A 21,699-nucleotide genomic window follows, 5' to 3' on the forward strand; every position below is an offset into this window, starting at 1 on the left:
GTCACTGTAACCGATTCAGAAAACGGTAGAATTCCAACCCTTCGCTTACCTGTAAACCACTAACGGGAGATACGCTGAATGAGACGCTGGAACGGCTGGGGTGATGACCAATTCAATCTGGAACTTCCCCCGGAAGGCCGTCAGTTCCTCGGGCAGCGTATCGGCAGCGCCAACCCTCTGCCGGATGTCGGGCTGGAGTCGGTCAAGCCACGGGTACCGGCCTCCCGGTTGCCGAGCCACCCGGCAATCAACACCGACGCCGAACACCGCATCCGTCATGCACGGGGCCAGAGCCTGGCCGATTGGCTGGCGATGCGCAGTGGCGATTTCGGAACCTTCCCGGACGGCGTGGCCTATCCCGAAACCAACCGCGACGTGCAGAACCTGCTGAAATACGCCGAAGAGCACGGTGTGGCGCTGATTCCCTACGGTGGCGGCACCAGCGTGGCGGGCCACATCAACCCCCAGGCCGGCGCCACCCCCGTACTCACGCTGGATATGAGCAGGATGAACCGGTTGCTGGATCTTGACCGGGAAAGTCAGATCGCCACCTTCGGCGCGGGCACGCCCGGCCCGCTGGTGGAGTCGCAATTGCGGGCCCACGGGTACACCCTCGGTCACTTTCCTCAGTCCTTCGAGCTTTCGACCATCGGCGGCTGGGTCGCCAGCCGCTCCAGTGGCCAGCAATCATTGCGCTACGGTCGTATCGAACAGCTGTTTGCCGGCGGGCGGATTGAAACGCTGCGGGGGAGCCTGACCATTCCCACGCTGCCCGCCTCAAGTGCGGGCCCCGATGTGCGGGAAATGATCCTGGGTTCGGAAGGCCGGCTCGGGGTGATTACCGAAGTGGCTGTGCGGGTCACGCCCCTGCCCGAGCAGGAAAGCTTCCATGTCGTGTTCTTCCCCGACTGGGACAGCGCCCGCACCGCGTGCCGAAAACTGGTGCAAAATCGCACCCAGCTTTCCATGCTGCGCCTGAGCAACGCCGTTGAAACCGAAACCCAGCTGGCGCTGGCCGGCCATCCCAAACTGATCGGTTTGCTGGAATCTTACCTGTCGCTCAGAGGATCCGCCGACAGAAAATGCATGATGACCTTCGGCCTGACCGGCTCAAAACATCAGCACCGTCACGCGCTGCGGGAAGCGCGTTCAATCTGCTCGGATTACCAGGGCGTTTACACGGGAACCCGTCTGGGCGACAAGTGGGCCGAGAAACGCTTCACCATGCCGTACCTGCGCGAGGCGTTGTGGCAACTGGGCTACGCAGTCGATACCCTGGAAACCGCCACCGACTGGGACAACGTCGACAATCTCTTAAACCGGATTGAAGAAAACCTTCGTAACGGACTGAATGAAAAGGGAGAAAAGGCGCACGTTTTCACCCACCTCTCCCACTTCTACCCCCAGGGCTGCAGCATTTACACCACCTATGTTTTCCGGGTGGCCGACAGCTATGAGGAGACCCTGGCCCGGTGGCAACACCTCAAAACCACCACCTCAGAGCTGATCGTGCGCAATCGCGGCACCATCAGCCACCAACACGGGGTTGGCAAGGATCACGCACCCTATCTGCCGGTGGAGAAAGGCGAACTCGGCATACTGGCCATTCGTTCGCTTTGCGACACCTTCGACCCGGATCAGCGGCTGAACCCGGGCACTCTGGTGCAGCCATGAGCCCGCAGGTGTCATCCGGCCGTCGAGACGGCGTCATCCAGCAGCTGCGGGACACCTCGGCGGTGTTTGATCTGGTTGTCATTGGCGGCGGTATTACCGGTGCCGGCATCGTCCGAGAGGCGGCGGCCAGTGGCCTGAAAACGCTACTGATAGAACAGAAGGATTTTGCCTGGGGCACCTCCAGCCGATCCTCCAAGATGGTGCACGGCGGGCTACGATACCTCGGCAGCGGCCACTTTCGCCTGACGCGGGACGCCGTCCACGAGCGGGAACGGCTGATGAAAGAAGCACCCGGCCTGATTGATCCGTTGCGGTTCGTGATGCCCCATTTCCACAAACAGTTTCCCGGGCCACGGCTCTTTCAATTGCTGCTTCGGCTTTATGACCGCATCGCCGGCAACCACAGCCGCCATTACCTGACACCGGGCCAGACCCAGCAATGGGTACCCGGCCTGCAAACAAACGGGCTGACAGGCGCCAGTGGCTTCACCGATGCGGTCACAGACGATGCCCGCCTGGTGCAGCGGCTGATTGAAGAAGCACGCAGTGCCGGCGCCACCTGCGTTAACTACGTGGCCGCCAGCGAGATTCTCCGCAGCCCGGGCCCGGACCATTCTGTGACCGGTGTGCGGCTGACCGACACGGAACGGGCGCAGGACGGCAGCTTTGACGTCACCACTGCGCTGGTCATTAACGCCACCGGCGCCTGGGCGGGTCGGCTGCAAACCGCAACGTCGGAGACAGCCCGCATTCGCCCGTTGCGCGGTAGTCATCTGATTGTCCCTTTCAGCAGCCTGCCGGTCTCCTGTTCGGTTTCGTTGTTTCATCCGCGGGACGGGCGCCCGGTGTTTGCGTTTCCCTGGCAGGGTACAACGGTACTGGGCACCACCGATCTCGATCACCGCGACGATCTCGACCGTGAGCCCGCCATTACCCCGGAGGAAGTGGATTACCTGCTTGAGGTAGCGGATACCCTGTTTCCGGGCCGGAGGCTGACACACGGCGATGTGATCGCCACCTGGGCCGGCGTTCGTCCGGTGGTTTCCTCCGGGAATAGCAAAGCCCCGTCGAAGGAGAACCGTGAGCATGTGTTCTGGGAAGACGACGGGCTGATCAGTATTGCCGGCGGCAAGCTGACCACCTTCCGTTTGATCGCGCGGGAAGCCCTGCAACGGGGAGCCCCTCAACTGCCTGGCGCTTTTGCGCTTCGAGCGGACCAGCAGCCGGTGTTCTCCGCGGCCCCGGTGATGGAGAAGCCAGTGGCGCTTTCTCACTTGCAGTGGCATCGCCTACAGGGATTCTACGGGCCTCTGCTCCCGGACGTCTTGGCGGAACAGGAACTGCAGCCAGTCGCCCGCAACGGCGATGTGGTATGGGCAGAAGTGCTGTGGGCCTGCCGCAGTGCCGACGTTGTGCACCTGGATGACCTGATGTTGCGGCGCACCCGGCTCGGGCTGACGCTGGCGGACGGCGGAGCGGAACTGCTGGCGACCTTAAAAGCCCGTTGCCAGCACCTTCTGGGCTGGGACGACGAGCGCTGGCAGGCCGAAACGGACCGGTATCTGGGCATCTGGCGGGCCGCCTATTCCATGCCAGAAACCGGTAAGGGTTCCGGCGATGACCAGTAAAAAGCCCCTGATCCTGGCCATAGATAATGGTACCCAGAGCGTTCGGGCGCTGCTGTTTGACCTTGACGGCAACCTGGCAGGCAAAGGCAAACAGGAGATTGAGCCCTATTTCTCGGAACATCCGGGCTGGGCGGAACAGCACCCCGACTACTTCTGGGATAACCTGGGTATCGCCTGCAAACTTCTGTGGCAAAACACCACGGCAACGCCGGATCAGGTGGTTGGCGTCACTGTCACCACCCAGCGCGGCACCGTGATCAATCTTGACGCCGACGGCAACCCGCTGCGCCCGGCCATTATCTGGCTGGATCAACGCCATGCCCACGTGGAGGGCCCGGTGAAAGGTTTATGGGGCTGGCTGTTCAAGGTTGCCCGGCTCGAGGACACCATCACCCGGTTCCGGGAAAAGACCCAGGCCAACTGGATTGCCCAGAACCAGCCGGACATCTGGGCAAAAACGGCTCGCTTCCTGCTGCTTTCGGGGTATCTCAACTTTCGCCTGACTGGCGAATACCGGGATTCCATCGGCAGCCAGGTCGGTTATCTTCCCTTTGATTATCGCCGGCACCGCTGGGCGGGCCGCCGTGACTTCAAGTGGCAAACCATGCCGATCCGCCCGGATATGCTGCCGGAACTGGTCCGGCCCGGCGAACGTATCGGCACCCTCACCCCGGATGCCGCTGCCCATACAGGCCTGCCGCCGGGGCTGCCGGTGATCGCGGCCGCCTCCGACAAAGCCTGCGAGATATTGGGCTCCGGTGGTCTGACGCCGGACGTTGGCTGCATGAGTTACGGCACCACTGCCACCATCAACACCACCAGCAAACGCTACGTTGAGCCCATCCGCCTGATGCCTCCCTATCCTTCCGCCGTGCCCGGCCACTACGCCACGGAAGTGATGATTTACCGGGGATTCTGGATGGTGAGCTGGTTCAAGCGGGAATTCGGATTGCGCGAGCAGAAACTGGCCGAGCAGCGCGATATCGAACCGGAAGCGCTCTTCGATGAGCTGGTTGAGGCCGTGCCTGCTGGCTCCATGGGGCTGATGCTGCAGCCCTACTGGTCGCCCGGCGTCCGCCAGCCGGGGCCGGAGGCCAAAGGCTCGATTATCGGTTTCGGCGATGTGCACACCCGCGCCCATCTGTACCGCGCCATACTCGAAGGCCTGGCCTACGCCCTGCGCGAGGGCAAGGAGAAGATTGAAAAGCGCAGCGGGGTCGCCATCCGCACACTGCGGGTGGCCGGTGGTGGTTCCCAGAGCGATGCCGCCATGCAGCTTACCGCCGATGTGTTTGGCCTGCCCGCCGAACGGCCCCACACTTACGAAACCTCCGGCCTGGGCGCCGCCATTGACGCTGCGGTCGGCCTGGGGCTGCATCCGGATTTTGATGCCGCGGTGGCGGCCATGACTCGCGTTGGCGACACCTTTTACCCAAACCCGCAGACACAGGCGTTGTACGACCGCCTCTATCGCGAGGTGTACCTGAAAATGTATCCGCAACTGCAACCGCTGTACCAGACTATTCGCGAGATTACGGGTTACCCGCGCTGAGCCGGCGCGTCATCAGGGCCTCTAGTTATCGCCCGACCGTTCCGGCGCCCCTTCTCTCTGCCGGGCTTCCCAGCCATCGGGAAAATACACCGGCGCTGCGGAAGGTTTCAGAGGCGTGCGCCGCAAGATCAGGTCGGCGGCTTTCTCACCGATCATGATGGTCGGCGCATTGATATTGCCGTTGGTCACGGTTGGCATGATCGACGAATCCACCACCCTCAGGCCTTGCATCCCGTGGACTCGGCACTCGGGATCCACCACGGCCATGGCATCGGTACCCATCCGGCAGCTTCCGCAGGGGTGGTACGCGGTTTCGGCGTTGTCCGCGACCCAGGCATCGATTTCAGCGTCGCTCTGCACCGCTTTGCCCGGCATCAGCTCCTCGCCCCGGTAGGGATCAAACGCCGGTTGCGCGAAGATTTCCCGGGTCAGGCGTATTCCGGCCCGGTAGGCCTGCTTGTCCTCTTCCTCCTGGAGGTAGTTGAAGCAGATCCGCGGGGGCGCCTGGGGATCGCTGGAGGCAAGCCTCACCCAGCCACGGCTTTTGGGCTTGTTGGCCCCCAGATGGGCCTGAAAACCGTGCCCTTCAGCGGCACTGGAACCGTCATAGGCAATGGCGCCGGCAAGGAAGTGGTACTGCAGGTCGGGATACTTCAGGCCGGCACGGCTGCGGATATAGCCGTTGGACTCGAAATGGTTGGTGGCCCCCAGACCGCTTTTGAAAAATAGCCAGCGGGCACCGATGAGCGCCTGCCCGAACGGGTTGAGCCAACTGTTCAGGGTGATGTTCCGGGTGCAGGCCTGCTGAATCCACACTTCCAGGTGGTCATGTAGATTCTGGCCAACGCCGGGCAGGTCATGCACCGGCTCAATCCCCATCTCCCGCAGGTGTTCCGCCGGCCCGATGCCCGACAGCATCAGCAGTTTCGGCGAGTTGAAGGCGCTGGCGCTGAGGATGACTTCCCGGCGCGCCCGAACGGTGTATGTCTGGCCACCGTGGCGGTACTCCACACCGTTCGCCCGCTTACCCTCAAGGAGCACCCGCGTGGTCAGCGCGTGCATTCGCAGCTCGAGATTCTGACGCTTGAGCGCTGGCTTGAGGTAGGCGTTGGCAGTGGAGCAACGGCGCCCGTCCCTGACGGTCATGTCCATCCGGCAGAAGCCTTCCTGACGATAGCCGTTGTAATCCTTGGTCTCACCGTAGCCGGCCTGCCGCCCCGCGTCGATGAAAGCCCGGTACAGGGGGTTCTTCATGTTGTTGCCGTTACAGACCCCGAGCGGCCCGCCGGTATCGCGATAATCATCGGACCCGTATAGGCAGTCTTCGGCACGGCGGAAATAGGGCAACACGTCTTCGTAGCTCCAACCCTTGGCGCCCTGCTCCACCCACTCCTCGTAATCGCCGGCACAGCCGCGAACATACGCCATGCCGTTAATGGACGACGATCCGCCAATCACCTTGCCCCGCGCCTGATGGATCTTGCGGCCATTCAGCCCGGGCTCGGCCTCTGTGTAGAGTTCCCAGTCAAACTTCGGTTTGTTCAGGGGAATCGAGAAGGCCGTCGGCATCTGAATGAACACCGAGTTGTCCTTGCCGCCAAATTCCAGCACCAGCACCCGGTACTGGCCGTCGGCACTCAGGCGATCCGCCAGCACCGACCCGGCGGAACCGGCGCCGACGATGATGTAATCAAACACATCCTCTGATGTCGTGTTACCCATGGCACCGTCTCCGTCAATCAGCTTTCATCGTTCCCGGCGGGCATGATGGTGTCGCCACCGGGCATTTCGCGCTGGGTGTGGAGGAAATAGAGGTGACGTTCATACTGATCCAGAATGTCCGCGATCACCTGTTCCCGGGAGTAACCGTAAAGGTCATAACCCTGGCCGCCCTCCGCCAGGTGGACCTCCAGCCGGTAATAATGAGTATCGGACCGTGTGGCGCGGATGGAGAACGCCGGCATCTTACATCTCGCTGGCCAAACGCCGTATATGAAGTCTTTCTCGCCCCCCAGGTTCACGCGCAACGCGATGTGTTCATTGCCCGCTTCCCCTTCGGTGATGTCCACCGGAAATCCCTGCTCCGACATCACCTTTCTGATTTCATCCATGGCCGGCCTGGCCACGTCGCCAAGGAAACGTCTGGACTGGCTCATCGTTGGGAAGCTCACCGTGCGCGTAAGGCGCTGCTGCCAGTTCAGCGCGGCCTGCTTGCCCGGGTCGGTCCGCCCCGACAAATGCCCCGCCATGCTGCCGCGGAAGCTGTCCTCCCGCAGCCCCTCCAACTGCAACGCTTTGAACAGGCCCAGCATCATCAGGAACAGAACAAAGGCAAACGGCAACCCCATGATCACCACCGCGCTCTGCAATGCACTGAGCCCGCCGGCCATCAGCAGGGCGACCGTCAGCACGCCGATAATGGCGGCCCACAGCACCCGCATCCATCCCGGCGCATCGTGGTTCGGATCCCGCAGGATGGACGTCAGGTTGGACAGCACCAGCGACCCGGAGTCCCCGGACGTCACAAAGAACACGATGGCGAGGATGGTGACCACGATGGTGGTCAGCCCCACCCAGGGAAAGCTCTCCAGAAACAGATAGATTGACGACCCCGGGTGATCCATCGCCTGCTGACCGAACCCCGCCACCCCGCTGTCGGTCATCACCAGATCGATGGCGCTGTTACCCATGATGGACATCCACGCCATCATGAACGCCAATGGCAGCATCAGCGTGCCCGCCACGAACTGACGGATGGTGCGGCCCCGGGAAATCCGCGCCAGGAACAGCCCCACGAACGGCCCCCAGGCAATCCACCAGGCCCAGAAGAACACCGTCCAGGCATTGAGCCAATCCGTCGGGGGATCAAACGCATAGGTGTTGAACGACAGGGTGATGAAGCTCGACAGGTAATCCCCCACGTTCATCACCAGCGCGTTGAGCAGAAAAATGGTCTTGCCGCTGAACAGAATGAACAGCATCAGGATCAGCGCCAGCGCCATGTTGAATTCCGACAGGCGGCGAATGCCTTTATCCACCCCGGTGAACGCCGAGATCGCGGAGAAGATCACGATGAACACCGCCAGCACCGTTTGAGTCAGCGTGCTTTCAGCAATCCCGAACATATAGTTGAGCCCGAAGTTCAGCTGAATGATCCCGATGCCGAGACTGGTCGCCACTCCGAACACCGTGCCCAGCACCGCCGCAGCATCCACCGTGTGGCCGATCGGGCCGTGAATGCGCTTGCCAAAGATCGGATAGAGGGTCGAGCGGATGGTCAGCGGCAGCCCGTGCCGGTAACTGAAGAAAGCCAACGCCATGCCCACCAGGGTATAGACTCCCCAACCGGACAGCCCCCAATGCAGGAATGTAATCTCCATCGCGTGCCTGGCGGCGGCGACGGTTTCCGGATCGCCGCTGGGCGGCGCCAGATACTGGGTAATCGGCTCGGCGATGCAGAAAAACAACAGATCGATCCCGATGCCGGCCGAGAACAGCATTGCAGCCCAGGTCAGCACACTGAAATCGGGCTTGGAGTGGGCCGGCCCCAGTTTCAGCTTGCCGAAACGGGAACAGCCGATGGCAATCACAAACGCCAGATAGGCGACCACCGAGACAAAGTAAAACCAGCCAAAACTGTCGGATATCCAGGCCAGTACGCTGTAGATGACCGCGCTGGAGGATTCGGTGAACAGAATGGTCCACACCGCGAATATCACGATGCCGGCGGCAGAACCATAGAACACAATCGGGTTAAGGCGATCTTTCTGGGCTGCACCGCCACCCTCTTCAGTCTGGTCCGTCATGCGTGCCTCCGCAGAGAAACGACATCCGGCAGCATCACTGCCCGAAACGGTGCCACTACGGCTCACGAAACCCGAAGGTCAGGACTGACTGAAAATGGCGGTCTTTGTTATTACTTGGTATAGAGAGACATGCGGACCCAGTCAAGGCTACATATCGGTTGACGGTCAGCCTGATGTGGAGATTCTTTCGAAAAGTTAATCGTGCTCGCCGGGCGTAAACCTGACGATAGCCTATATTTAACCTACCTGATTACTTCTTAACCGGTTTCTTCCCGGTTCACCGCATGCGCGTCGCAAATGTGGAGACGAACTCGATGGAACAGGTCGCATCCGCTCTCAGGTCACCGGAACGTCTGCAGTCGCCCGTCCTGAAACCAGCTTGCGCTCGCTTGTGTGAAGGCGATATTCCTATCGCCGAGCTCGGCCCGATATTAATTGCGTCACCGCACCCGGACGACGAAACCCTTGGTTGTGGTGGACTGATCAGCCGCTGTGCCGAGCTGGGATGCTCTGTCACCATATTGGCGATGACCAAAGGCGAAGCGTCGCATCCTGGTGACCGCCACTGGCAAACCAGGCTGGCGCAGATCCGCGGTGCGGAACAGCGGCGCGCTCTGAACGTCATGGGGTTTTCTGACCCTGACATCATCGAACTCGGTCTGCCGGACGGCGGGCTGGAAAGCCTGAGCACAGAAACGCTTCAACGCGCGTGTGTCAAGATCCGGGAAATCATACATTCCCGACGCATCCAAACCCTGTTTGTTCCGGCGGTGGACGATTGCCACGCGGACCATCAAATCACCGCGAAGCTACTGGCGGACGTGGCCCGGGACTACCCATTCAGATATTTCTTCAGTTACCAGATCTGGCTTCCGACCTCTCGCCGGCTCTCCGTAACCACCAATGAACGCGAGTACGGCCATGACATATCGAGCCTGATCGCCCTCAAACGCAGTGCCATATTTCAGCATCAGTCTCAACTCAATGTGGTGGATCCGAATCACACGGAGGGGTTCCGCATGCCCCCGACGCTGCTCGATGCCAAACTCGGTAACACTGAGTCGTTCGCGCTGGTCAGTGATCCCGCGGCATGGAGCAGTTAACCGTATACACGATTCTAAAAACCCAGTAGTACGTAACCTCAACCCTTCGCGCGAAAGGAGGCAAAGGAATGCAACGGAGCCAGGGCGGCAGACTCATTATGCATATCGCGCTTCAGGGCTGCCTGAAATCCGGGCCGATCCCTTACGGTCTCACTGCCGACACCGGCGGCCACATCCGTTACCTACTAGAGCTCGTTGAAGCGCTCTCCCACCAACCGGAGGTTGCTCATCAGATCATTGTCACCCGAGCGTTCGATGCGCCTCATCTCGGGGCCGATTATTCGATACCAGAGGAGACTCTTTACCCTGGCGTCACCTTGTGGCGGTGCCGGGGAGCGTCCAGCGAATATCTGCCAAAAGAAGCGCTGTGGCGGGAGCTGCCAGCGATGGTGGAGGCACTGGTGGAGAGAATGCGGAACGAAGGCGTGCGCCCGGACGTGGTGCATGCCCACTATGCCGATGCCGGAGCCATGGCGTCACGGATAAAAACCCTGCTGGGAATACCTTATGTATTCACCGCCCATTCCCTGGGCGCTACGAAGATCCCACACCGATTTTCAGGTAGTTCGATCGATCGGACACTACGGCGGCGAATTCGCTTCGAGGAGCTCGCGCTGGTGAATGCAGACGGCGTTGTCGCCAGTTCGGACCACGAAGCACAGGTGCAGTACGCGCTTTACCGCCACTATGACCCGCACCGAACCCAGGTAAATCCACCGGGGTGTAACCTGAACCACTTCCAGGTAGCGGTACCTCCAAAAGCCGCCGATGAAGTCGACATTGAGCTACGACGATTTCTTCGAAGGCCCGACCGCCCCTGCCTTCTGGCGATCGCGCGGCCGGTAAGGAAAAAAAATCTGAGCGCCCTGCTCACAGCCTATGGCGAAGACCCGAGCCTTCGGGACAAGGCCAATCTTGTCATTATCGCCGGTACGCGGAGCAACATTGCTCAGCAGGAAAACGAGATGCGCGAGGTCTGGGACCAGCTGATTACGCTCATTGACCGGTACGACTTATACGGGGATGTTGCTTACCCCAAACACCATGAATTTCAGCACATACCGGCTATTTATCAGTGGGCGGCAAGCCGCCGGGGCATATTCGTCAATCCCGCCCTGAGCGAACCTTTCGGGTTGACGCTGCTGGAATCGGCGGCGGCCGGATTGCCGGTGATTGCGACAAAAGAAGGCGGGCCAGTCGATATTCTGCGTCGCTGCCAGCATGGCATTCTGGTGACGCCCACCGACATTCCGGCCCTGGCGGAGGCCTGTCATCATCTACTGGATGACAAACTGGCGTGGGCGCGCCATAGTTCCCGTGGCCGCCGCAATGTGGACTTCTACAGCTGGTCTCGCCACGCCACTCAGTACTTACAGGCGGTCTCCCGTTTGCCCCGTCAAGGTTCGCGGAACGAACGCCACGTGACCTCACTGCTTGCAACCGACATGGACGGCACGCTGCTCGGCCATCGAGAGGGCCTTGCGCAACTCAAAGGCTGGTTGCACCGGAACCCGCACTGTCTGTTTGTCGTTGCCACCGGCCGTTCCGCCGGGAAGGCGCTGAACGAACTCGAAGCCTGGGACGCGCCCCGGCCCGATGTGCTGATCTCTGATGTCGGGTCATCGATCTACCTGCTTCAGAACCGGAAGGCACCGGTTTTCCTGCACAGCTGGCAGCGAAAACTTAATGAAGGGTGGCAGCGAACGGCATGCCAGCGGCTCCTCGACGATCACCCGGGGCTGACGCGTCAGCCGCCACGCACTCAGTCCCCTTACAAACTGAGTTACTACATCAGAAAGGCCTACCACGACGCGGACGGCCGTTCTGTCCGGAAACTGGCGAGGAGCATTGAGGAACTGCTGGCGTCAAATGGTGTCCCTGCTCGGATTGTATGCTCCCACGGCAACCTCCTTGATGCACTGCCGCCTAATGGCGGCAAAGCTAACGCCGTCGATTTCATTCGCGGGTACTACGGCATTGACCGTGCGTGCGTGATCACCGCCGGAGATTCCGGCAACGACCTCGACCTCCTGCGCTACGGCGCTGTCGGTATCGCCGTTGCCAACCACAGTGGAGAACTAACCCCTCTTCGCCTCCATCCAACCATCTACTGGGCGTCCGGAAAAAGTGCCGCAGGCATCATGGAGGGGTTGCATCACTCCCCCCTTAACCCGCCACCGGCGCGATTAAACACACACCCACCGGTACCGACCGGGTTGTCGGGAACCGGGGAATTCAACACAGGAGCCTGACATGCAAGAGCAAACGTTTCGGGCGAGTACCACCGAACTTTCGCGGCGACCCGTAGGTTATTTTGTGCACCATCACGGGCACGGCCATGCCAAACGCTGCCTGGCCATCGTCACGGCTCTGAGCCCCCGCCCCGTCACTATCTTTTGTGCCAGGACCGAAATATTTCCGGCATTGCCCGATAATGCCGAGGTAGTTGCGATACCGGACTTCCATAGCAAACCGGCAAGATCCGAACAACTGCACCGGGAACCCGCCTGCCTCGCGCTCGACTGCGCCCCTCTGGGCGTGTCTGCCATCCGCGGGACCGGCGGCATCATCGCCGCCTGGCTGGCGCATGAAGACCCGGTGCTGTTTATAGTGGATGTGTCGGCCGAACTGGCGTTGCTGGGTCGAATCTGCAGTGTACCGGTGGTCAAGATTCGCATGCACGGTGATCGGGATGACCCCGCCCACCAGGCCGCCTATTCCGCCTGCTCCGCCTTGCTGGCGCCCTATAGCGAAGCTCTTGAGCAGGATGACTGGCCGGAGCACTTCCGCAAACGCACGTTCTATACCGGCGGCCTGATCGATACGCGCCAGCCTGTGCCGGAAAAGACCACAGCAAGAGATCTGCTCGGGCTGCCTCAGGACGCCCGCGTGTTCGTGGTGGTCGCCGGCAGTGGCGGGGTGGGCATCCCGATTGCGCCCATAACCATAGCGGCAAGAGCCTATCCGGAGGCACTCTGGCTCACAGTGGGGAAAACCGTGCGCTACGGTCATGAAACCGAGTTTTCCAATATCAGTGATGTCGGCTGGGTTGATAACGTGAGCGACTACATCGCCGCCGCCGATGTGGTGATCGCCACACCGGGCGATACCCTGACCCACGAGATTGCGAGGGTAGGACGCCCGTTGGTCTGCATTCCGGAGTGGTGTTACTACGATGAGCAGGTTCGCAAAGCTGAAGCTCTCAGTGCCCGCAATCTCGCCGTCTATTCGCCCAGATGGCCGGCCAGCTATAGCCAGTGGCGCGCACTGATCCAGGCGGCCGCGAAGTGTGACCTCCGGTCTCAGCGTGCGCTGGTAGACGAGCATGCGGCGGAACGGGCGGCCAGGTACCTCGAAGGCCTGATTAATGAATTGTGGCACGACAGCAGCCCCGATGAGCTGACCGATCACCATTGGGGGTGGGAAGACCTGTCAGCCGACCCGCACGTACCGCGGGAAACCGTCAGGGAATCGACTCGGGATGCAGATTGATTCGCCCCCGGCAGACAACGAACATACAGCGCGGGGACCGCGAGCCAGCGTACTCACCCTGGTACGCGATCGACAGGCGCACCTGGATGCGCTAGTGGCAGGCCTGGCGCGCCAGACCTGCGGCAACTTCGAGTTCATTGTGGCCAGCATGCAACCAACGCCGCCTGCGCTCCCTGAACGCCTGCCATTTCCAGTCAGTGTGGTTGAGGTTCCGGGTAAGAGGCTACCGCTGGCGGCGGCCAGAAACGCGGCCGCCGCGAGGGCCCGCGCGGAATTGCTGATTTTTCTTGATGTGGACTGCATTCCTTCCCCGCCCCTGGTCGAGAGTTTTACTGCCCAGTTGAAGGCCTCCGGGCGGTGTCTGCTCGGAGAGGTACGCTATCTTCCGGGCACCCTTACCAGAACGTCAATCACCCGGGCTTCGTTCAGCGAACTGCAAAACCACGCCCAAAAGCATCCGGCGCGGGCACCCGCTCCCGGTTGCGGCTGGGTCAAAGAGCCGGAAACCCGGGCGCTCTGGGGACTCTCGTTCGCCCTGACCCGGCACCAGTACTGGAAGGCAGGGGGTATGGACGAGCGTTACCGGGGATACGGCGGTGAGGAAACCGATTTTGCGGAACGGCTCAAGGCAAGCGGCACCCTTCTTGGCTGGTGCGCGAACGCCCTCGCTTTACATCAGTATCACCCGGTTCACACGCCGCCACTGGACAAATTTACTGACATTATCAGCAACGCGAGGCGCTTTCACCGCACCTGGGGTAGCTGGTGCATGGAGTACTGGCTGGAGTATTTTACTGCCTGGGGCCTGATCGAGTGGTCCCCTGCCGCAGCCGGCATTCGAATTATCCGCCGACCAACGAATGCCGAGGTTCACGCCTGCCAGCAGCCGCCGGAGGTCGCTTTCGCATGACGCCACCACAGCGAACCCACGGGCCAGATACGTCCGCCGAATTTTTTGAACGCCTTTACCAAAAGGCAGGCGATCCCTGGAACTTTCGCCATTCGGCTTACGAACGTGAACGGTATGAGGCGATCATCAACGGCATTGTTGGCAGACGCTACCGGTCAGCGTTTGAGCCCGGCTGCTCTATCGGTGAACTGACCGCCCTGCTCGCTCCCCTTTGCGACTCACTCGATGCCATGGATTTCTCCGGCTCCGCGGTGGCAACTGCAAGTCGCCGCTGCAAGCAGTATCCACAGGTTCAGATCCGCCGGGGTGCCCTACCCGGCGATATACCCGCTCAGCCGTTCGAGCTGATCGTATTCTCGGAAATCGGTTACTACTTCGATCTCCCGGTTCTGGCGAATATAGCCACCCGGCTCTGGGCCCAGCTTGAGCCCGGCGGTGTTCTGATTGCCTGTCACTGGCTTGGTCACTCCAGTGACCACCAGCTTCACGGCCAGGTTGTTCACTCTGTTTTACGAAGCGTGCTGGGCGAGCCAGCGAACCTGAACCGCCCCGACCAGTGGTACACCCTGCAACGCTGGCAAAAATAAGAGGCATGGCCATGGATGATATTGAACTCACGGAATTACTGAACGAATTGCCAGAGAACCCTGGTGCCACAGACTATCGCCGCGTTGCGCTGAATCTTATTCCCTACGTCGAGGCGAAGGTACCGCCCATGGGGGGAAACCAAACCGCGACCCGCCTTCGGTTTGTGACTGCCGTAGCCCGCCACGACCTCGGCCTTGCACGATTGATTGAAGGTCACCTGGACGCAAGCCAGATTCTGAAGGAAGCAAACGCGCCCATTGCCAGCGGGAAACTTTACGCGGTGTGGGCCGCGGGCGGACCTTCTGATACCACCGCCATTGAGGAACCCGAAACAGGGAAAGAAGCCATTCGTATCACAGGCAGCAAACCCTTCTGCACCGGTTCCGACCTTGTGGACCGGGCGCTGGTGTACGTTTACCCGCAGGACCAGCTGGTCGACGTCGACCTGCGTGCACCTGAACCGCCCGAAGCCCTGAGTTTTCAGGCCGGCCAATGGATATCCCCGGCGTTCGCTGAGACTCACACATGGACCGTGCGTTTTGATGCGCTGCGGATACCGTCCGCCAGGTGCATCGGCGCCAAACGCTGGTATTTTGATCGCCCCGGTTTCTGCCTGGGCGCGTTCGCGCCCGCCGCTTGCTGGGCCGGAGGCGCCATGGGACTGGTGGACGCGGTTCGCCGGCGGCCGCTCCGGAACGGCCACGCCCGTGCGCATCTGGGTGCCATGGTGGCTGCGGCCTGCAGTATGGACTCAATATTAACCTGGGGAGCCGAGCAGATTGATGCTGACCCGGGCAACTCGTCAGGTACGATGTTCCCCACGGCACTGGTCGTACGCCACCTTATCGAGCGAACCTGCACCGAGATTCTCGACCGCTTTGGCCGCACACTTGGCCCCCGGCCTTTCGCGTTTGAACCGAACACTGCACGGCGGATCGCCGAACTCACCCTCTACATTCGCCAGTGTCACGCCGAGTGCGACCTCGAGGAGCTGGGTGCCTATGTGGAGCAGAACCCGACGTTCGGTTCCGCCAGGCCGTGACGTCGATACCGTACCCCGGGGCTGGCAAGCACACGGGGGCTTAACTCTGCTCGTACTCCCGAACCAGCTCCTGCAGGAAATAAAAGCCCGCGGAACTTAGAAAGTAACGGCCGGCGCCAGCACGAAACAGCAGATTGCGTTTGTCCAGATAATCCAGTCCATCCGTCCAGCCTTTTTCAAAGCGAGCCGCGCGGAGGATCTCCTGGTATTCCTCATCGCCTGCGAGAGCCACTACATCCTGCTCATTCAACCCGGCGTCGGGCCGACAAAGGTATTCCAGGTCCCGCCCGCTGCGTGCGAAATAACGCCCGATCAACAGAAGTATGACCTGCACCCGGAAGGCGTTCTCGTCGTGTTCCTCGTTCTCGTCGTCACTGCTTTCCTTGAGAAAGAAAAACGCGCCGGTTTCGTTAAACACCAGCTCGCTGCCCAGGTGTTCGTAGAAGGTCCGGAAATGGGACAAATGGTTGTACAGCAGGTTATAGAGCGGGTTGGCTCGCAGCTCGGAGCGGTTGCTGTCCCAGATATCACGCACAATCACCCGGCCGGCCTGGAATTCCCGGTAGATCGCGGCGCTCTGGGCCGGCAGGATCTGCTCGAAGCTGCTCGAAGTTTGTGAATGATCGGCGGATTCGGTGGTATCCATCGCGTCGGAGAATTCAGGCATGCTGTTGCTCTTCTTGATTGACCGGGGGTTTGCTTTCAGTCGTTTCCAGATTTTCCAGACGGCGCTTGCGGTAAACAAACTGTTCGCTGTCCGATGACTGATCCAGAATCCTGAAACGGTTGGTCGTGACCACCTGCAGGCCCTCGGGAGGCGAGTTTACCAAACGGTTCAACGCCGCCAGCAGGTCCGGAAAGCGATAGCCGGGGATAAAGCCGTCCAGGCGGCCGTGCAGCTCACGCACCAGGTCGGTCGTAGGCCGAAGTTCCAGGGTTTCCAGCCATTGATAAAGCTGATTGATGCGCTGGACATCAATGCGGGTGTGGCGGCCGCTGCCATCCACTTCCTGCAGCACCGGCACCTCGGCTTTGCGGCGAAGATCCCTCAGGCGCAGGTCCAGTTCGCTAAACAACAACTGGTAATAGCTGGACGATTCACCGAAGGCGTAGTGTTTCGGGCGCTGCTGAGCCCGTAGGCCAATCAGAAAGCCGGTACTGCGGGCAAAGTCCCCGCCTTCCAGCCACTTTCGCTTCAGGCTGAGGGTCTCGGTTTCGCTCTTGAGTTCCTGCAGCTTGCCGTAGAAATGCTCCATGGCGTTGTACTGGACCATGCCCTGGCGAGTCTTGCGCAGGAAGTGCTCCACCTCCTGGGCCACCGCCTGAATGGGCTTATACAAGGCGTTCAGGCTGACGGAGGAACGGAACAACTGGTCTGCCAAGTTATAGTCGTCATGTTCTTCCAGCAACCGGACCATAGCCTCCAGGGTCTCGAACAGGTTGCTGCCATCGGGCAACCGGGTGTCCGGGTTCAGGAACACCAATGTCGGTTTGATGTGGCGCTCGTACAGGGTGACGATCTGCTCAAACAGGTTCTGGCGGAACTCCAGGAATTTCTCAGGGGCCCGGCTGGCATCGCCGGACAGGTCCGCCAGCTGGCCACTGATGGTCTGCATGCGCAGCACATTCTGGCGCAGCAAGCCGATGAGCTGACTGACGCGCTCGTTCAGATCATCCCTCAACTCGGTGTAGTCCGGGTCCGCGTCGCTGAAGCTGCTGGTTTCCAGCCGATTGCGCACATCCCTCAGGGTCACCAGATGGCCACGCAGGCGGGCATCGGTCAGTTCTTGGTACAGCGAGGCATTACAGGCCCGCATCAGGTTGATCAGGGCATCCTGGAGCACCAGGCGACGTTCACCTTCAGCCTTAATGATGTCGATCACCAGGCCGCTGCGGAACAGGTTGTCGGTATTCAAAGCCAGCCGCACCCGATCCCGATCGGCATTGCCGAGGGTACGGGTATAGTCCATCACCTCGGCCACCAGATCACTCTCGCGAATATACCGGGCTTCATTCCGGTCCATCCGTTCGATCATTCGGAACAGAATCTTCGGGTGCTCGAACAGCAGCCGGGTGGTGTCCAGGGTGCTGAAGCGTTTACTCATCCGCCGGCTCCAGCAGGCTGTTCTGAGTCTGATCGCCCCAATGGCTCAGAGATTCGCCATTGGTAAAACCCTCTGCACCACCCCAGAACACAAGGGTGCGCTGGGGGCTATAGGGGCGTGCCGTTTTCATCTGCCCCACTTCCAGGTGCCGGCCGATCAGGTAGATCACTTCCGCACTGGCGCTGTGAGTAGCGGCCGAAAACAGGTTAAAGCCCTGCTTGCGCAGCCGTTCCAGCAGCGAGGGCATCTGGCTGATGTCCACGCTGGCCAGCTCGTCCAGCACCATGGGGAAGGATAGCTGCACACCCGGATACAACACCCGCTTCAGCAGCCGGTACACCAGTTCCAGGTTGATCAGTGCCGTGGTGGAGGTGGACTGGCCCTTCTTGTCCAGGCTCGCGGCATTCTCCTTACGAGTGCGGTAGGAAATGCCGGTGATCACCTTGTCCATGGTCAGGCGCTTGCTACCGCCCTCCCCGAAAAAGTCCGCCACGAACACCCGTAGACGATCGTAGAACGCATCCGACTGCAGCTGGTTGCCATAAGGGTCGATGTTGTTGGCTTCTTCCACCAGGTTGCGGAATTTCGGATCGGTGTGGATATCCACCCGGATTTCCACCAGATCGTTGATGCGCACGCCTTCCAGCTCGCGGTTCAGCTGAGCTTCAAAACGGGCAATGTGCTCGTGGTTGGATTTCAGGGCCTGCCGGTAGCTCGCGACGGTTTCATTGTGGATGCCAACTTGCTGCTCCAGCACATTCCAGCGCTCGGCCATGCCGGCAAACAGATCCGACAGGCTTTTGAACGTTTCGCGGATAACGGATGACGCCGGGCTGTCTTTCTGCAGTTCGCCTTCGGTATCTTCATTGATGCCGAGATACACGAACTGGCGAAGGTGGTCGAGGATGCTGCGCCGACGCTCTTCCAGGTCGTCCAGCTGGGTTTGCAGGTCGTCGAAGGCGGCGACGGAGACTTGCTCAATCTCTAGCGGCTGCTCGGCTTCCACAGCTTTCAGATGCGGGAATCGGTGCTCCACAGTCCCAACGCTTCGGCTGAGGCCCGCCAGTTCCCGTTCCCGCTCCTCGATACGCTCTTTTTCGGCCCTGGCTTTGGCGGCCTTCTGCTGCACGGCATCCTGCTGTTCGCGCTCCAGCCGGGCCTGCTCTTCCAGCTTGGCCAGCTGTTCCTCCGCCGCCTGTTTCTCCTCGGTAGCGTACCTTAGAGTGGTTGCCGCTGCCGGGAAACGGCTCAGGGTTTCAAGATCCTTTTCGATGGCGCGAATCTCTTTTTCCGTGCGCTCGATCAACCGTGGCCGGTCGTGTTCCTGGTTGGCAGTGTCCGCCAGCTCCGCCCGCTCCTTTTCCAGGCCATGAAGCTCACCTTCAATATGCCGGCGCTGCTCTGCAAAATCAGTCTGCCGGGCCGGCTGGGCCGAATATTCGGCGTCGAACCAGTCAAAACCTTTATCCGTGGGCGCAAACAGCAGGGCAAACGCTTCGATGGCCGACTTGCTGTCCGCGTCCAGATCCTGGCCCGGGCTGGCCATCACCAATCGGGGGTCCACGGCCCGCAGTGGTGCCGCGGTGGCTTCATCCAGCTGGTTCTGCAACTGCCAATGTTGCTTGCTTTCCCGATCCTTGAGGGATTCCAGCTTGCGCTCGAGTTCCTGTTTCTTTTTCTGGATCTGCTCCAGCCGGATTTCCGCCTGGGCGGCACTCTTGAGGGCAGCCAAGTGACCTTTCTTGCTATCAAGTTCCTCTTTCTGGATGTCCTCGATTTCCTGAAGGGTCATCTCCCCGTACTGGGATACCAGCAGATCGCCATCTTTCTGGTTCTGCTCGGCCTGCTTGATGCGACGGTCGGCGGAACGGATCTCGCCCTTCAGGCCGCTGGCTTCCTGCTCCAGTTTTTTCAGAGCCTGGAGCACATGGCGCAGGATCTCGTTCTGTTCATTGAATGCCTCCACTGCGGCTTTGCGCCTGGTGCCAATGTCCTGCAAGGCATGGGTGACGCCATCCCGGAAAGCGGCAAAATCGTGCTGGCTGCGAAGCAGGGTCTGGTAGGCCTGATAGTCCCTTTGCAGCTTCTCGAACCGTGAACGCTCTTTTTCAATCTGGTTCAGCTGGATTTGCTGTTGCTTCAGTTGATCGTGCCGGTTGAGAAACTCATCGATGTTGAAATCGAAGGCATCGTCGGCAAATTTCTTGTCCGCCTCGATAATGCTGGCCACCGCGTTGGACATGGCCTGATCGTCCGCCTTCATTTCAAACAGCAGCAGGATCAGCGTGCGCAGAGACTGCACCCGGCGCTCGTCGGACTCACCCAGCGGTAGCACCGAATAGCGTACGGCGTCGGCGTTCATCAGCTCGCTGCTGTACAGCATCTGTTTGAGTTTGGCCGGGTCATTCACCAACCTTGTTTCCTTCGAGCGTTTTTTCAGCATCTCGGACAAACGGCTGAACGACAGCTCCGGCACCGCCTGGCCGATTCCGTCCTCATCATCCCCATTCCAGAACAGGGGCCGGAGCTGGTCGTAACCAACCGGCACGAAAGCGCGGCCATAACTGAGCTGGCTGGCGCTGTCCCGGTACAAAATCTGGCAATGCACGCCGGCCGGGTTTTCCGCTTCCATGATCAGGAAGCTGAACTGACTGGGGAAGTAATGCTGGTAGCTTTCCTCGTTGGAGTAGAAGCTGCCGGCACTGGCATTACGGAAAGCGAATTTCTTGCGGCTGTTCTTGAAGTTGTTTTCCGGCAGCAGGAACAGTCGCAGCGAATTCAGCAGACTGGACTTGCCCAGATTGCCCGGGCCCAGGATCAGGCCGTGATTGTCCACCGGAATTTCCACGTAACAGAAGCCGGCGGAATCCACCAACACCAGACGGCGAATACCAAAATTGAAATTGCCCGGGCTCCCCTGGGAGTCACTCATCCAGAATTATCTCCTGTTCCATGAATTTGCCGGTAGCTCGAAACGCCTCTGCCAGGGGCACAAAACCAAGCCCCTCCGCCAACGATATCGCCCTTGTGAATCGCTCGGTGGTGTCCGGTATATTCCGGAACCGGGCCAGCCATGGTCGCCAGTCGGTTGGCTGAACAAACGTGGCTTTGTCACCTAGAGAGGCTGCGACCGTCGAGAACATTTGCAGACCACCGGCATCATAATCGAATGCGCAGAATACTTCTTCGTAGCCCTGCAACCAGTCAAGAATGGCGCCACGAGTCACCCGGTTACCACCGCCTAACACCACGTCACAGTCTGCCAGTTGCAAACGCCTGCCCAGCGCCCCACCGGCAAAGTGCAGCATCTGTGGATATTGGTAGAAATTGCGTTCATTCTCCACCACCAGTACGGAGCGCGCGCGGTGAAATCCGATATCGACGAAGTCGTTTCCAATGACAGCCACATCCGGCCGGCGGAAGGTCAGACCGTGATGGTAGACCAGAAGAAAACTTACCTCGGTACCATGGCGATGAGAGTTACCCTTTTTTGCAGCGTCTACCCGGCTTACCGGCGCTTGCGCCACATCCTGCAGCTCAGCGAAAGCGCTTTCATCTAGGATCGTGACAAGCCAACGGTTGGTTTTTACCTTTTCCGCCGCAAACAATTCCCTATGCAGACGCCGAAACGAATCCGGAAGTTTCTTCAGGAAAGCTTCATAGTTAATGGGCTGGCCACGGAGGATTTTGTCGAGATAGTCGTTCAACAGCTCACCACAGTCACTCTGAATACAGTTTATGGGCGTAGATTTTTAGATTAGTGTAACGCTATCAGACGCCTACTGTATCGGGGACTTTT

Annotated in this window: 15 protein-coding genes; 9 read left to right on the top strand and 6 right to left on the bottom strand. The window is 60.2% G+C overall.

Going from position 1 to position 21,699, the window contains the following annotated elements:
• Positions 1–78: 78 nt before the first annotated feature.
• Genes DYI22_RS01655 through DYI22_RS01665 form a run of 3 tightly spaced genes read left to right on the top strand, consistent with a single transcriptional unit; the run spans position 79 to position 4,854 of the window.
• On the top strand, positions 79–1,674 hold the full coding sequence (locus tag DYI22_RS01655; protein WP_213476288.1) for an FAD-binding oxidoreductase: 1,596 nt from the start codon (positions 79–81) through the stop codon (positions 1,672–1,674).
• Positions 1,671–3,302, top strand: a complete 1,632-nt coding sequence (locus DYI22_RS01660) for a glycerol-3-phosphate dehydrogenase/oxidase (RefSeq protein WP_213476289.1) — start codon at positions 1,671–1,673, stop codon at positions 3,300–3,302. The genes DYI22_RS01655 and DYI22_RS01660 overlap by 4 nt, the downstream gene beginning before the upstream one ends.
• Positions 3,292–4,854, top strand: coding sequence for an FGGY-family carbohydrate kinase (locus DYI22_RS01665; RefSeq protein ID WP_213476290.1), 1,563 nt, complete (start codon positions 3,292–3,294; stop codon positions 4,852–4,854). Before DYI22_RS01660 ends, DYI22_RS01665 begins: the two co-directional genes overlap by 11 nt.
• Positions 4,855–4,875: 21 nt before the next feature.
• Here DYI22_RS01665 and betA read toward each other — a convergent pair whose 3' ends face one another.
• Together betA and betT are read right to left on the bottom strand one after the other, a co-directional pair.
• Positions 4,876–6,576 carry a choline dehydrogenase gene (gene betA / locus DYI22_RS01670; RefSeq protein WP_213476291.1) on the bottom strand — a complete coding sequence of 567 codons (1,701 nt, stop codon included), beginning with the start codon at positions 6,574–6,576 and terminating at the stop codon, positions 4,876–4,878.
• 17 nt (positions 6,577–6,593) lie between these two features.
• Positions 6,594–8,660 (bottom strand): choline BCCT transporter BetT, encoded by a 2,067-nt coding sequence (gene betT, locus DYI22_RS01675; protein ID WP_213476292.1) that lies wholly within the window; start codon positions 8,658–8,660, stop codon positions 6,594–6,596.
• 284 nt (positions 8,661–8,944) lie between these two features.
• Between betT and DYI22_RS01680 the strand changes: the two genes are divergently transcribed.
• From DYI22_RS01680 to DYI22_RS01705, 6 genes are all read left to right on the top strand, one after another.
• A complete protein-coding gene (locus tag DYI22_RS01680) occupies positions 8,945–9,763 on the top strand; it encodes a PIG-L deacetylase family protein (RefSeq protein ID WP_213476293.1) in 819 nt (272 codons plus the stop codon).
• A 68-nt stretch (positions 9,764–9,831) separates the two neighbouring features.
• Complete coding sequence (locus DYI22_RS01685; RefSeq protein ID WP_213476294.1) at positions 9,832–12,015, top strand: HAD-IIB family hydrolase; 2,184 nt, start codon at positions 9,832–9,834, stop codon at positions 12,013–12,015.
• 1 nt (position 12,016) lies between these two features.
• Positions 12,017–13,255: a hypothetical protein gene (locus tag DYI22_RS01690; protein ID WP_213476295.1), complete on the top strand. Its 1,239-nt coding sequence runs from the start codon at positions 12,017–12,019 to the stop codon at positions 13,253–13,255.
• A complete protein-coding gene (locus DYI22_RS01695) occupies positions 13,245–14,165 on the top strand; it encodes a glycosyltransferase family 2 protein (RefSeq protein WP_213476296.1) in 921 nt (306 codons plus the stop codon). Before DYI22_RS01690 ends, DYI22_RS01695 begins: the two co-directional genes overlap by 11 nt.
• On the top strand, positions 14,162–14,752 hold the full coding sequence (locus tag DYI22_RS01700; protein ID WP_213476297.1) for an SAM-dependent methyltransferase: 591 nt from the start codon (positions 14,162–14,164) through the stop codon (positions 14,750–14,752). Before DYI22_RS01695 ends, DYI22_RS01700 begins: the two co-directional genes overlap by 4 nt.
• Before the next feature lie 11 nt (positions 14,753–14,763).
• Entirely contained in the window at positions 14,764–15,795 is a 1,032-nt protein-coding gene (locus DYI22_RS01705) for a hypothetical protein (RefSeq protein WP_213476298.1), read from the top strand.
• 40 nt (positions 15,796–15,835) lie between these two features.
• Here the strand turns inward: DYI22_RS01705 and DYI22_RS01710 are convergent, their stop codons facing one another.
• From DYI22_RS01710 to DYI22_RS01725, 4 genes are read right to left on the bottom strand one after another with little or no spacing between them, the layout of a single operon-like run.
• Positions 15,836–16,462, bottom strand: a complete 627-nt coding sequence (locus DYI22_RS01710) for a condensin complex protein MksE (RefSeq protein WP_228300732.1) — start codon at positions 16,460–16,462, stop codon at positions 15,836–15,838.
• Entirely contained in the window at positions 16,455–17,900 is a 1,446-nt protein-coding gene (locus DYI22_RS01715) for a hypothetical protein (RefSeq protein ID WP_213476299.1), read from the bottom strand. Before DYI22_RS01715 ends, DYI22_RS01710 begins: the two co-directional genes overlap by 8 nt.
• Positions 17,893–20,832, bottom strand: a complete 2,940-nt coding sequence (locus DYI22_RS01720; RefSeq protein ID WP_213476300.1) for a hypothetical protein — start codon at positions 20,830–20,832, stop codon at positions 17,893–17,895. Before DYI22_RS01720 ends, DYI22_RS01715 begins: the two co-directional genes overlap by 8 nt.
• The gene (locus DYI22_RS01725) at positions 20,825–21,607 is read right to left on the bottom strand and encodes a hypothetical protein (protein WP_213476301.1); all 783 of its coding nucleotides are present in this window, start codon (positions 21,605–21,607) and stop codon (positions 20,825–20,827) included. Before DYI22_RS01725 ends, DYI22_RS01720 begins: the two co-directional genes overlap by 8 nt.
• Between the last annotated feature and the right edge of the window lie 92 nt (positions 21,608–21,699).

The organism is Marinobacter lipolyticus (genome assembly GCF_018424605.1).
Lineage (GTDB): Bacteria > Pseudomonadota > Gammaproteobacteria > Pseudomonadales > Oleiphilaceae > Marinobacter > Marinobacter lipolyticus_B.